At 48.2% G+C, this 12,782-nt stretch carries 13 protein-coding genes; 1 reads left to right on the top strand and 12 read right to left on the bottom strand.

Going from position 1 to position 12,782, the window contains the following annotated elements:
- Positions 1–462: 462 nt before the first annotated feature.
- Together M3212_RS18070 and M3212_RS18065 are read right to left on the bottom strand one after the other, a co-directional pair.
- Positions 463–1,113, bottom strand: coding sequence for a DUF421 domain-containing protein (locus M3212_RS18070; RefSeq protein WP_251195371.1), 651 nt, complete (start codon positions 1,111–1,113; stop codon positions 463–465).
- 122 nt (positions 1,114–1,235) lie between these two features.
- A complete protein-coding gene (locus M3212_RS18065) occupies positions 1,236–2,525 on the bottom strand; it encodes an ArsB/NhaD family transporter (protein WP_251195370.1) in 1,290 nt (429 codons plus the stop codon).
- Positions 2,526–2,712: 187 nt separating this feature from the next.
- Between M3212_RS18065 and M3212_RS18060 the strand changes: the two genes are divergently transcribed.
- The gene (locus M3212_RS18060; protein ID WP_251195369.1) at positions 2,713–3,087 is read left to right on the top strand and encodes a TIGR04086 family membrane protein; all 375 of its coding nucleotides are present in this window, start codon (positions 2,713–2,715) and stop codon (positions 3,085–3,087) included.
- Positions 3,088–3,315: 228 nt separating this feature from the next.
- Here M3212_RS18060 and yajC read toward each other — a convergent pair whose 3' ends face one another.
- From yajC to nadA, 10 genes are all read right to left on the bottom strand, one after another.
- Positions 3,316–3,579, bottom strand: a complete 264-nt coding sequence (yajC, locus tag M3212_RS18055) for a preprotein translocase subunit YajC (protein WP_251195368.1) — start codon at positions 3,577–3,579, stop codon at positions 3,316–3,318.
- A 31-nt stretch (positions 3,580–3,610) separates the two neighbouring features.
- The gene (gene tgt / locus M3212_RS18050) at positions 3,611–4,750 is read right to left on the bottom strand and encodes a tRNA guanosine(34) transglycosylase Tgt (RefSeq protein WP_251195367.1); all 1,140 of its coding nucleotides are present in this window, start codon (positions 4,748–4,750) and stop codon (positions 3,611–3,613) included.
- A gap of 29 nt (positions 4,751–4,779) precedes the next feature.
- Complete coding sequence (queA, locus tag M3212_RS18045) at positions 4,780–5,805, bottom strand: tRNA preQ1(34) S-adenosylmethionine ribosyltransferase-isomerase QueA (protein ID WP_251195366.1); 1,026 nt, start codon at positions 5,803–5,805, stop codon at positions 4,780–4,782.
- 81 nt (positions 5,806–5,886) lie between these two features.
- A complete protein-coding gene (locus M3212_RS18040; protein WP_251195365.1) occupies positions 5,887–6,105 on the bottom strand; it encodes a DUF2905 domain-containing protein in 219 nt (72 codons plus the stop codon).
- Complete coding sequence (ruvB, locus tag M3212_RS18035; RefSeq protein ID WP_251195364.1) at positions 6,102–7,103, bottom strand: Holliday junction branch migration DNA helicase RuvB; 1,002 nt, start codon at positions 7,101–7,103, stop codon at positions 6,102–6,104. The genes M3212_RS18040 and ruvB overlap by 4 nt, the downstream gene beginning before the upstream one ends.
- A 43-nt stretch (positions 7,104–7,146) precedes the next feature.
- Positions 7,147–7,746 carry a Holliday junction branch migration protein RuvA gene (ruvA, locus tag M3212_RS18030; protein WP_251195363.1) on the bottom strand — a complete coding sequence of 200 codons (600 nt, stop codon included), beginning with the start codon at positions 7,744–7,746 and terminating at the stop codon, positions 7,147–7,149.
- A gap of 169 nt (positions 7,747–7,915) precedes the next feature.
- Positions 7,916–8,467, bottom strand: coding sequence for a BofC C-terminal domain-containing protein (locus M3212_RS18025; protein WP_251195362.1), 552 nt, complete (start codon positions 8,465–8,467; stop codon positions 7,916–7,918).
- A gap of 195 nt (positions 8,468–8,662) precedes the next feature.
- A complete protein-coding gene (locus M3212_RS18020; RefSeq protein WP_251195361.1) occupies positions 8,663–9,538 on the bottom strand; it encodes a YhcN/YlaJ family sporulation lipoprotein in 876 nt (291 codons plus the stop codon).
- 246 nt (positions 9,539–9,784) lie between these two features.
- Complete coding sequence (safA, locus tag M3212_RS18015) at positions 9,785–11,356, bottom strand: SafA/ExsA family spore coat assembly protein (RefSeq protein WP_251195360.1); 1,572 nt, start codon at positions 11,354–11,356, stop codon at positions 9,785–9,787.
- Between the two features lie 321 nt (positions 11,357–11,677).
- A complete protein-coding gene (nadA, locus tag M3212_RS18010; RefSeq protein ID WP_251195359.1) occupies positions 11,678–12,781 on the bottom strand; it encodes a quinolinate synthase NadA in 1,104 nt (367 codons plus the stop codon).
- Position 12,782: the final 1 nt, after the last annotated feature.

Below are 12,782 nucleotides of genomic sequence, written 5' to 3'. Positions count from 1 at the left end.
CACAAGTCCGTTGTGAAAAACCCACTCACCACGGACTTTAACAGATCGTGGCGGCTCCGCTCCTTGCTTCGGTGATGGACCAAAGGCAAGACCACCCTTTTTTATTGCGGCAGTTTCTCTCTGCGTTCTGAGCTTGAGACAAAACTAGCTTTGACCTTTTAGCAATGGCTCCACTCGCCACAAGTCCGTTGTGAGAAACCCACTCACCACGGACTTTAACAGATCGTGGCGGCTCCGCTCCTTGCTTCGGTGATGGACCAAAGGCAAGACCACCCTTTTTTATTGCGACGGTTCCTCTCTGCGTTCTGAGCTTGAGACAAAACTAGCTTTGACCTTTTAGCAATGGCTCCACTCGCCACAAGTCCGTTGTGAAAAACCCACTCACCACGGACTTTAACAGATCGTGGCGGCTCCGCTCCTTGCTTCGGTGATGGACCAAAGGGAAAACCACCCTTTGGTCCATCACCTATCATCTTTCAAGTCGACGAAGAATGTGTCTTGGTCTTTCAGGGCGCAGTAGGATATTTTTTTGATATCGCGATAGCCGAGCTTGCGCATTTGCTGGCGCAGCCAGAGCGAGGTCTGGTTTATTTGTTTGAGGTGATCTTCCTGTACCTTTCCGTCCAGGATGAGAGGCAGGGGCATCGTAGGCTCTTTCTTACCTCGTTTTTTTTCAATGACCGACAGCTTTCCGGAAGGTTCTAATATGGCAAACTCGACATCCGAAAGCTTGCTCACCTTCTGCTGCCTCAGCTGGATCAGCAAATCATCGAAATTATAACGCTGCTTCCGCATTTCTTCCTCATCAATTTTCCCGCCATTGATCAGGACGGACGGTTTTCCATCGACCAGCTTACGAATTCGTTCACTTTTCAAGGAAAAGATCGCCAGCACAATCTGAATGATGGAGAGGATGACGATCGGCAGAATGGTATGGAGCATCGGTACTTGAATATTTTCAATTGAGATGACAGCAAGCTCGGCAATCATAATAGACACGACAAAGTCCAGCACCGAAAGCTGGCCGATTTCACGCTTGCCCATAAACCGCAGCACAAAGAGAATGATAAAGTAAATAAATATCGTTCTCAGGATAATCGTGACATAATCCATCTTGCTCCTCCCATTCCCTTTTTTCTCTTCTTAGTATGACCAGGGAACAGCAGGTCATGATTTTAAAAAAAGGCCGGGCCAAAGGTAGTAAAAACCACCTTTGGCCCGGACCCGAAGCTGTCTTAAATGAAGTCAACCAAATAACGGAGATACAAATAAATCGTCGAGATGACAAATGAAATCAAGACAACCGGAAGACCGATTTTCAGAAATTCCAAATAGCTGAACGATTGCTTCGCTTTAACGGCCAGGCCAGCGACAATCACATTCGCCGTCGCGCCGATGATCGTCGCATTGCCGCCAAGACAGGCTCCTAACGCTAAAGCCCACCATAACGGCTCCAGATTATGCATCCCAAACTCCTGGAACTCCAAAATAACCGGGATCATCGCCGCAACAAACGGAATATTGTCAACAAATCCGGACAAAATACCGGAGCCCCATAAAATAAATAGAGCTGTTTTCGGTAGGTCACCCTCCGTATAATAAATAATTGATTTCGCCATCTCATCAATAATGCCGACTTCCTTTAAGCCGCCGACGAGCATGAACAGCCCAATAAAAAAGAACAGCGTCACCCACTCGACCGAGCGGAACACTTCCTCCATATCCTGTTCCTCATGTGTCAGCAGCATCAATAGGAGCGCCCCCGTCATCGCGATGCTCGTCAATTCCGTTTGAATAAATGGCTGGACGATAAAACCGATTGTCGTCAAGCCGAGGATTGAAACAGACTTTACGAGCAGCTTACGGTCTTTAATATAAGTGGAAGGGACAATTTCCAGCAATTTGGTCCGATCCTCCTTCGAGACGACCAGCTGCCTTTTGTAAATCAGGACAAGACAAGCCATAACGACCAGGAAAATCAGCAGCACAACCGGACTTAAATGAATCAGAAAGTCGTTAAAGCTTAAATAATCAACAGCTTGACCGATCATTAAATTAGGCGGATCTCCAATTAGTGTAGCCGTTCCACCAATGTTTGAAGCCATGACAATCGACAGCAGAAAAGGGACAGCAGGCAGCTTTAGCAGCGACGTCAGCGTGAAGACAATCGGAACAATGAGCAGCACGGTTGTCACATTATTTAAAAAAGCCGAGCCAAACGCTGTTAAGGAGGAAATCGCGATCAGTAAAGGCAGCGGACGCCCCTTTACCCACTTGGCGAGCGAGACGGCAACATACTCAAAAAAACCGCTCTGGCTTGTAATCGAAACAAGGATCATCATCGCTAATAATAAAGTGATCGTATGCCAGTCAATATGGTGGAGAAAAGCAGCATTGATTTCGTAAACGTGAAAAACCAGCATTAAGACGCCGCCAAAGCAGGCAATGACGGCCCGGTTCATTTTTTCCGTGATAATGAAGAAATAACTGCAAATAAAAATCACAATTGCCAAGGGGACCCCCATAGATGCACTCCTCTCCTTCCCACTACTACATCCTATGTCCCCTTATTCAGAAACATGTCCACTGCAAAAAAGTCTGTCCATGATTTCAGGAAAGAAGGCATAATGCCGGAAATTTTTACGTCTATTTAAAACAAGCCTGAATAAGCTGTAGTAAAGGATTTTTGTCCATTTGAAAGGAGAGGTCTTTATGGCAAATCGGGGATTCATGCCTGCTGTTTTATTTGGGCTGTCGACCGTTCTGATTATTGCTCTTTCATTCAGTCTCGTCATCTCGTTGTTCTTATCGTTTACTTCCTTCACCGAGCGCTCTGTCGAGTGGCTGATTACGAGTGTCGCTTTTTTAGCGATGTTTCTCGGGGGAGCGATTTCAGGAGCAAAATCGCACCGGCGGGGCTGGCTGGCCGGAGCGGCGACCGCTTTCGTCTTTTCGCTCCTAACGTTCCTCGTCCAGTATTTAGGCTATGACAGCAGCTTCACGAAGGAACAATACCTTTATCATGGCGGCTACTTGCTTGTCGCTGCATTCGGCGGCATGATCGGCGTCAATCTGTCGCGCGATTAAAGAAAAGAAAAACACAACAAGGGGCTGGGACAAAAGGTTGTTTTTTTACCTTTTCCCAGCCCCTTAAGCTTAAACAATGAACGAGTCGACTTCTCACATAAGACTCATGGAGAATATACCCACTATTACTCCATGCTCACTCTTTTTGTGTCTCAAGCTCTTAAATAGATCCAAAAAAAGAGTCGTCTCAAAGCCTACGCGTTGGGACAACTCTTTTTATGTATGCCGTTAATCCGGATTGACAACTTCTCTTACCGCGGCACGATCATACGTCAGCTTACGGTTATCATTTACCAGGATGACAATTGTCTCCTCGTCGATTGAATCGATAACACCGTGAAGTCCGCCGATCGTAATAATTTTATCGCCACGCTGTAATGAGTTGTGCATATCACGAATGGCTCTTTGCTTCTTCTGCTGTGGCCTGATTAACAGGAAGTAGAAGATCGCAAACATTAAGATTAACGGAAGCAATGTTCCAAATAGCTCCATCTTTTTCCCCCCTTTCTTTACTCAAAGCATTTTAGAAATTTTTGGCATTGGGCTTGTTAAAGCCATATTGTTCAAAAAACTCTTCTCTAAAGTCAAGAAGCCGATCTTCCCGTATCGCCTCTCTTACCTTTTCCATTAAGTTTAACAGGAAATAGAGATTATGGTAAGACGTTAATCGAAAACCGAATGTTTCCTCACATTTGATCAGATGACGAATATACGCTCTTGTGTAATTCCGACAAACATGGCAATCGCAATTTTCATCAAGCGGACCAAAATCACGTGCATATTTGGCGTTGCGCACAACAAGCCGACCTTTGCTCGTCATCAGCGTTCCATTTCGGGCAATACGCGTCGGCAGCACACAGTCAAACATGTCAATCCCGCGAATCGCTCCGTCAATTAAGGAATCAGCAGAGCCGACCCCCATTAAATAACGCGGCTTGTTTTCCGGCAAATGAGGCGTCGTGAATTCAAGCACACGGTTCATGACATCCTTAGGCTCGCCGACCGATAATCCGCCGACAGCATACCCCGGGAAGTCAAGTGATACTAAATCTGCCGCGCTCTGCTTGCGCAGTTCTTCATACTCGCCACCTTGGACAATTCCGAACAGCCCCTGATCCTGCGGGCGCCCGTGTGCCTCGAGACAGCGTTCTGCCCAGCGGCTCGTCCGTTCGACCGACTTCTTCATATAATCATATTCAGCCGGGTATGGCGGACATTCATCAAAGGCCATCATAATATCCGAGCCGAGCGCGTTTTGAATTTCCATTGCCTTTTCCGGGCTCAAAAAGAGCTTGTCCCCATTCAAATGATTGCGAAAGTGGACGCCTTCCTCCTCAATCTTTCGCAGATCGCTCAAGCTGAAAACCTGAAAGCCGCCGGAATCGGTCAAAATCGGACGGTCCCAGTTCATGAATTTGTGCAGACCGCCCGCCTCTCTAATAATGTCATGTCCCGGTCTCAGCCACAAATGGTACGTGTTGCTCAAAATAATTTGCGCGTTCATATCGTATAAATCTTCCGGACTCATCGTTTTTACCGTTGCCAATGTACCAACTGGCATGAAAATCGGTGTTTCAAACATCCCGTGGGGCGTATGGACCTTCCCAAGCCGGGCGCCGGACTGTTTACATGTTTTTATATGCTCATATGTGATAGCTGACATTTCCTTTTTCCTCCTTGAGCGTGTACGGGTCAACGAATCAGCATCGCATCTCCAAAGCTGAAGAAGCGATAGCGTTCATTGACGGCATGCTGATAAGCCTTCATGATGTTTTCTTTCCCCGCAAACGCACTGACGAGCATTACGAGTGTCGATTTTGGCAAATGAAAATTCGTCACCATCGCGTCTATCCCTTTAAGCACATAGCCTGGATAAATAAAAATCGACGTCCAGCCCGAGCATTCGCAAAACTCGCCGTGCTCTTGAATAATCGTCTCCAGCGTTCGGACCGATGTTGTGCCGACAGCGATAATCCGCTTGCCGTTTTCCCGGACACTCGTCAGCAGCCGCGCTGTCCCTTCGCTCATTTGATAAAACTCAGCATGCATTTGATGCTCTTCAATCCGCTCTACACTTACCGGGCGAAATGTCCCGAGACCGACATGCAGCGTTACAAATGTAACATGGACCCCTTTTTGCTGAATCCGTTCAAGCAGTTCAGTGGAAAAATGGAGACCGGCCGTCGGCGCAGCCGCCGACCCGCGGTGCTTGGCGTAGACCGTCTGATAGCGCTCCTGATCAGCCAATGTTTCCTTAATATAAGGGGGGAGCGGCATTTCTCCCAATTCATCAAGAATTTCATGGAAGATGCCTTCATATTCCATTTGCAAAATCCGCCCGCCATGATCGGCTTCCCGGACACAGGTCGCGCGCAGCCGGCCATCGCCAAATTGAATAACCGTTCCTGCCTTGACGCGCTTCGCCGGTTTAATCAGCGTTTCCCACTGATCATTTTCCAGCTGCTTCAGCAACAGGACTTCAATTTGAGCGCCGGTATCTTCTTTCACTCCGAATAGTCTTGCCGGAAGAACCCTCGTATCGTTTAAGACGAGGCAGTCCCCTTCCTCCAATTCGTCGATCATATCGGAAAACGTTCCATCTTTAATTGCACCCGATTCCCGATCTAAGACAAGCAAACGAGACGCCGTTCGATCCTGAAGCGGCGTCTGGGCAATTAATTCCTCTGGTAAATTAAAATCAAAATCGTCTATTTTCATCGTCATGTCGTCACCTTTTCACATAACCGTTCCTGTCATATCCCTATCATCATACCGAAAGTGCTTCATCCATGCAAGAGATTAGCGAAAACGTCCAAACAAGAAAAAAATAAGCGACAGCACTACGCTAATAATCAGACAGGTCATAATCGGCATATATACGGTCATATTCTCGCGTTTAATAAAGATGTCACCTGGCAGGCGCCCAAGTGGCAGAACGCGTCCAATAAAGAACCAGAGGACGCCAATGATGATAAAAGCAATGCCGATAAGGATCAAGATCTTTGGAAATGAATTCACTGCTCTGGTCCCTCCAATTGAAAATGCTCATAGCATGCCGGGGTTACAACTCTTCCCCGCGGCGTTCGTTGGATAAAGCCAATCTGTAGCAAATACGGTTCATACACATCCTCGATCGTTTCCGGTTCTTCGCCGATCGTCGCAGAAATCGTCTCCAGACCTACAGGACCGCCGCGATAATTCTCAATCATCCCATACAATAATTTATGGTCAATATGATCCAGTCCTAAACGGTCGACCTGCAATTGCTGAAGCGCATCCACCGCCACGTCCAGTGAAACCGTCCCGTCTCCTTTAACCTGGGCAAAATCGCGCACGCGGCGGAGCAGGCGATTGGCAATCCGCGGCGTGCCTCTTGAGCGGCGTGCGACTTCAATCGCGGCCGCGTCTTCAATCACGGTATCAAAAATCTCAGCCGTGCGCTTGACGATCAACGCCAGCTCAGCCTCTGTATAATATTCCAGCCTGGCGAGAACGCCAAAGCGGTCGCGCAACGGGGCCGATAGCATCCCTGCTCTTGTCGTCGCTCCGACCAGCGTAAACGGAGGCAGATCGAGACGTACGGAACGCGCGGTCGGTCCCTTGCCGATCACAATATCGATGCAAAAATCCTCCATCGCCGGATAAAGCACCTCTTCGACGACGCGGTTCAGCCTGTGGATTTCATCAATAAACAGCACATCTCCCGGTTCAAGAGCTGTCAAAATCGCCGCCAAATCACCGGGACGTTCAATCGCCGGCCCCGATGTCGTCCGCATCTGCACGCCCATTTCTGCAGCAATAATCCCGGAAAGCGTCGTTTTTCCGAGACCGGGCGGCCCATAAAGAAGAACATGATCGAGACATTCCTCTCTCATCTTCGCCGCTTCTATAAATACATCGAGATTTTTCTTTACTTTTTCCTGTCCGATGTATTGCGCAAGCTGCTGCGGACGAACGCGTTGCTCAATTGAATCATCCGCGCTCTGCATATCCGCCGATACCATCCGTTCTTCCATCCCTTGTCACCTCTTTCCCACATCCCGCATTCGCGCAATTCATTTACAGCATCAGCTGTAACGCTTTTTTAATATAGCCATCGGTCGTCAGCTCCTCTTCTTCCAAAAGAGGGCGAACTTTCTTCAGTTCCTTTTCGACATAGCCCAACGCCTGTAAAGCTTCAAGCGCTTCTTTCAACGCTGTATTTGCCGGCGTTTTCTCAACTGTTGTCGCCTTTTCCTGTTGCAGCAGATTCGGCACAAAGTCATCGAGCTTTCCTTTCAAGTCAAGAATGATCTGGCGGGCTGTTTTTTTGCCGACACCCGGAAATTTCACTAAAAAGGCTTCATCCTCTTCCTCAATCGCGTAGACGACATTCTCCGGCTGGCCGGACGCCAAAATGGCGAGCGCCCCCTTCGGCCCGATGCCCGAAACATTTAACAGCTTTTCAAACAGCATCCGCTCCTGCTTCGTACGGAAGCCGAACAGACGAATTAAGTCTTCCCTGACATGCTGGTATGTATAAATTTGCACCGTTTCTTCAAGCTTTTCCTGAAAAACAAACGGGTTCGGGCAATAAATCTGATAGCCTAAGCCATGATGGTCGACCACCACATATTGCAGCTCCACTTCCACTACTTTCCCTTTAACATATTCAATCACAGCCCGTTCTTCCTCTCTCTATGCGAACATTTATTTCTATTTTATCATAAGCCCCCCTTTCCGTCATTTCTCTTTCCAGCTGCAAAAAGCAAAAAAAGCAGCGCTGATCGGCCCGGAAGGAAAGTGGATGCTCCTCCCATGATTCTGCTCGCTGCTTTGAACAATCCTTTTAGTTTTGATATTGCCGAAATGCTTCTAATACTTCTTCATAGTGGTGCCGATCTTTGACGGGAATTCCTTTTTCAAGATCAGTATGCTGTTTGCTTTCAAGCTTGCTCGTATCCAGCTGAAAAAAAGAATGGATGATCTTCTGTTGGTCCGGCTCTCCTTCATAAATGGACAGAATTCCTTCGTCCGTTAAGCCGAAATACCCGTTGATTTTCATCAGTGGCGAGATATCATTGACCGTTTGCCTAAAAACCATTTCGTCTTCATTTTGATCCACCAGGCTCCACCCCTCATACTGCGCCCAAAAATCCTCCATCGACCAAATTGTTTCTTCGATGATCTCTTCGCTTGTTTCTCCGTCCAAATAAACTCGTTCCAATGTAACTTGTACTGTTTTTGGCTGCATAACCTCAACGGCTTCTGCCTCTTCCGCCTGAGGTTGTTTTCCACCGGCAACAAGCGCGCTGCAAATGAAAAGCGCGGTCAAAAGAAGACCGATTCCGACAATAACGGAAAGACTGTTTTTTTGCGGGACCTTTTGGTGTTCCCTCATCTCCATCACCACCATTTTTCATATCCATATTTAAGCAACTACGCTAAGGATGCCCGAAAAAAAACCATTTGATTCACTGTTTATTGGATTTCGCTTGAAAGCCGGCCCCCCGCAGTCTCCACAATCGCTAACGAAATGGCTTAAGGGCTGGGCCAAAGGTTACCAACACCTTTGGCCCAGCCCCCTTACATTAATTTATCGCGAACGTTCAAAAGGACGTTGAACGGCTCGTCCCAAATCATTTACCATATCAGTAAATGTTGCTGCGACTTCATCGAATGCTGTACCTGTCCGCAAACGGTCATCCATCGTCCGGATACGGTTAACATGATCTTCATCCGTCACAACACGAACTTGCTTATTTTTTGTCATTTTTTGCACAGCTTGCTCTACTTGTTGTTGAACCTGGTTTGCATGATTTTGGTTCGTTTCAACACCGACAACAATGTGGTTATCATCGACAATGACACGGCAGTCCTCGACTCCGTTTATGCGCTGAACACGATTGGCAACATGCTGCGCTGTTTGGCTGTCATAATCCTTATGATAGTTGACGTTTTGTTGGGTATACTGGTTACGAGTCGCTCTGTTTGAACGGTGGATACCGCTTTGTTGGTTGGTAATCCGCCCATTTCCGATGCGATCGCCGGTAAATTGCTGGCGATGGGTACGCGTTCTGTTGCGCAATAGTCCATCTTCATCAACCATTCCAGGACGGTTATTCCCTGTCAGGCCAGTACGTCCCATGCCCGGAGTATGTTGAGTCGCTCCAAAGCCGTTACGATTTCCGTGCGTACGGTTAGTTTGGAAGTTATTTAAATGCGTACGCGTACGTTGGCGGTCCAGCTGACCATACGTGCCGCCACCACGGTAATCAGGTGTCATCATATCGGTGACAGGTCCTTGGCCGCGGTAACGTGAGTGCGTATAAGCACCGCTCATATCCTGTGATTCAAAGCCGGTTTGACGGTAGTTATTCGCGCCCATTCCCTGCTGATTATCTGCACCACAAGCCGCTAATCCACCAACAAGCATTGTCGCTGCTGCAATTGACATCGCAATTTTTTTCATATTTGAATTCCCCCTTTCAACACTTAATGTGGCTGATTGGAGGTGTCTTTACTCTGTTAGTTACTGGGGATTGTACCACCTGAATCCGACATAAAAAGAAGCTTGGACAAAAGATGTTTTCATCTTTTGCCGAGCTTCTCAACAACTGCTTTTGTCTTAACGCAGAATCGGAACCTTGTTTTTAAGCCGATACCGAAGATTTTTTCTTCGGTATCGGCTTGGCGTGCTGGGCTCAATCGGTTGTGATTAGTCTTCGTAATCGTCTGTTTCCTGATAATTGTTTATTTGTTCATGACGTTCAAAATCCTTCACGGACATCATTTGCCCGTTTGGCCCATACATAATCGGCTCTACAGGACCACATTGAACGCAGTCATTTCCCATTTGAACCGGCGGCACAAAAGCAGGCAGCACTTGAGGTGCCTGATACAATGGTCCATGAAAAGGTCCCATTGGGGCACATCCGTTTCCATATCCCGTCATCAGCGGTCCGACCGGTTGAAAATATGGTGAATGCTCTACATATGGAGAAGACATGTCAAACGCCCCCTGCATCATCGGCAGCGGCTCTGAATGATGAGCGTGTTGTTCAAATTGCTGCGGCGCTATTGGGAATGGCGCCATCTGATTCGGCTGGCTCTGCCCCTTCATTTGCGGTGGCATCTGGTTCGGCTGACCTTGCCCCATCATTTGCGGCGACATCTGGTTTGGCTGGCTTTGACCCATTTGCGGTGACATTTGATTCGGCTGGCTTTGACCCATTTGCGATGACATCTGATTCGGCTGACCTTGACCCATCATTTGCGGCGACATCTGATTCGGCTGGCTTTGACCCATTTGCGGCGACATCTGATTCGGCTGGCCTTGCCCCATTTGCGGTGACATCTGATTCGGCTGACCTTGCCCCATTTGCGGTGACATCTGATTCGGCTGGCCTTGCCCCATCATTTGCGGTGGCATCTGGTTCGGCTGGCCTTGCCCCATCATTTGCGGTGGCATCTGGTTCGGCTGACCTTGACCCATCATTTGCGGCGGCATTTGGTTCGGCTGGCCTTGCCCCATCATTTGCGGTGGCATCTGGTTCGGCTGACCTTGACCCATCATTTGCGGCGGCATTTGGTTCGGCTGACCTTGCCCCATCATTTGCGGTGGCATCTGGTTCGGCTGACCTTGCCCCATTTGCGGTGACATTTGATTCGGCTGGCCTTTTCCAGTTTGTGAAGACAGATTCGCTTTTGGCGGTGTTGGTGCTTTTGGAATCGGCGTCTGCATTGGTTTTGTTTGTGGCTGGTATAAGTGTACATCATATTTCTGACTATGTTGAGGCATGATCGGTTTTGATGGCGCTTTTGGCATTTCCGGCTGCTGCTGTGGTTGATGCATTTTCGGCGGCGCTTTCGGCATCTCCGGCTTCGGCTGTGGTTGATGCATCTTCGGCGGCGCTTTCGGCATCTCCGGCTTCGGCTGTGGCTGTTGCATCTTCGGTGGCGCTTTTGGTGTCTCAGGCGGCATCGGCTGTGGTGCTGGCTGTGGCGGCATTGGCTGCGGTGTTTCTTTCGCTGCAGGCGTTGTCGTTGTTGGCGGAGGCACAGGTCCTTCCTTCTGGTATTGCTGTTCCTTCACCGGGACGTTGGCTGCCTGCTGTAATTCTTTTTTTACAGGGACACTTCCTGTTGGAATTTTTATTTTCATACCGGGCATAATCATATCTGGGTTTGCGAGTTGTGTATTAGCGGCTTTTAACTGTTCAAAATCAACACCGTATTTTTTGGCGAGCTTCCAGAGCGTATCCCCTTTTTGGACAATGTGAATTTTCACGATCTCATTCCCTCCTCTTTACCTTTTTCGTACATCTTATGATGTTGTAGGCGAATTGACACGGTGCGTTAAATTGACAAAATAGATAAAAATGGGAAAAAGCCTAATACCCAAAGGGTCTCAGCAAATCTTATGAGATAACAAATAGGTTTATGCCTATCGAGGGCATTTCTTTACAGCTGTCTTTTTTTCGTTTAGGGCGATGAGATAGTGAGCAGTACCCTGCCCTGATTCACTCCTACCGTGTGTAAATCACTTCGATAAAAAAAAGACCGGCACTTACAGGACCTATTCCTGCTTAGCCGGCCTTTCTTCACATCGTCAGGCGCGTTCCAGCATGCGCTGCAATGCCAGATTCGCTTCTTCGGTCGTTAATGGGTCAACCTTAATGGGGAAGTGTAAATTGCCCGCCTCCAATTCCTCCAGCGACCAAAGCAAATGATCAAGATCAATCCGGTTCATCGTTAAACATGGACACATAATCGGATTTAACGACGTAATCTCCTGCTCTGGATATTGCTGACTTAAACGGTTTACTAAATTCATTTCCGTCCCGACCGCCCACTTCGTACCCGGGGCTGCCTTTTTAATCGTCTCGATAATAAAATGAGTCGAGCCATTTTCATCTGCTGCCTGAACCACTTCGTACGTACATTCTGGATGCACGATGATCCGCGTTTCCGGGGAATCCTTTCTGAGCTGTTCAATTTGCGCTACAGTAAATTTTTCATGAACGGAGCAATGTCCTTTCCAAAGAATGACCTGCAAATCATCGAGGTTCCCTTCATAGTCAAGCCGGCGCTCAATCGGATCCCAAACAGCCATCTGCTCCAGAGGGACACCGAGATCATAGGCGGTATTTCTACCTAAATGCTGATCAGGCAAAAACAAAATCCGCTCCTTTTGCGTAAAGGCCCACTCGACCATTGCTTTTGCATTCGAGGAGGTCACAGTCGCTCCTCCATTCCTGCCGCAAAAGGCTTTGATCGCCGCCGTACTGTTGACATACGTTAACGGAAGAATCGTATCGCCAAGCAGCTCCTGCAATTCGCCCCACGCATATTCGGTTTGCGCGATCGTCGCCATATCGGCCATTGAACAGCCTGCCTTCAAATCGGGAAGAATAACGTGCTGCTCCCCATTTGTCAGCATATCAGCCGTTTCCGCCATGAAATGCACGCCGCAAAAGACGATGAATTCCGCCTCACGGTTGGCCTGCGCCAGTTGGGCCAGCTGAAGGGAGTCACCAATTGCATCAGCAAATTCAATGACCTCGTCCCGCTGGTAATGATGACCTGGAATGTATAAACGCTTGCCAAACTGCTGCTTGATCTCGCGGATGCGTGACCGCTTTTCTTCTGTCGTCATTGTTGCGTACTGTTCAGGTAAACGTTTGACTTTTGCAATCTCTTCAAGAAAACTCATG

The sequence above is a fragment of the Halalkalibacter oceani genome (assembly GCF_023715705.1).
Lineage (GTDB): Bacteria > Bacillota > Bacilli > Bacillales > Bacillaceae_D > Halalkalibacter > Halalkalibacter oceani_A.
Note: the sequence above shows the minus strand (reverse complement) of the source record. Positions and strands in the feature narration are given on the sequence as shown.

Excerpts from the sequence above, each read along its gene's own strand:
- M3212_RS18070 (WP_251195371.1), bottom strand. The coding sequence starts at position 1,113 with ATGGATTATGTCACGATTATCCTGAGAACGATATTTATTTACTTTATC.
- M3212_RS18065 (WP_251195370.1), bottom strand. The coding sequence starts at position 2,525 with ATGGGGGTCCCCTTGGCAATTGTGATTTTTATTTGCAGTTATTTCTTC.
- M3212_RS18060 (WP_251195369.1), top strand. The coding sequence starts at position 2,713 with ATGGCAAATCGGGGATTCATGCCTGCTGTTTTATTTGGGCTGTCGACC.
- yajC (WP_251195368.1), bottom strand. The coding sequence starts at position 3,579 with ATGGAGCTATTTGGAACATTGCTTCCGTTAATCTTAATGTTTGCGATC.
- tgt (WP_251195367.1), bottom strand. The coding sequence starts at position 4,750 with ATGTCAGCTATCACATATGAGCATATAAAAACATGTAAACAGTCCGGC.
- queA (WP_251195366.1), bottom strand. The coding sequence starts at position 5,805 with ATGAAAATAGACGATTTTGATTTTAATTTACCAGAGGAATTAATTGCC.
- ruvB (WP_251195364.1), bottom strand. The coding sequence starts at position 7,103 with ATGGAAGAACGGATGGTATCGGCGGATATGCAGAGCGCGGATGATTCA.
- M3212_RS18025 (WP_251195362.1), bottom strand. The coding sequence starts at position 8,467 with ATGAGGGAACACCAAAAGGTCCCGCAAAAAAACAGTCTTTCCGTTATT.
- M3212_RS18020 (WP_251195361.1), bottom strand. The coding sequence starts at position 9,538 with ATGAAAAAAATTGCGATGTCAATTGCAGCAGCGACAATGCTTGTTGGT.
- nadA (WP_251195359.1), bottom strand. The coding sequence starts at position 12,781 with ATGAGTTTTCTTGAAGAGATTGCAAAAGTCAAACGTTTACCTGAACAG.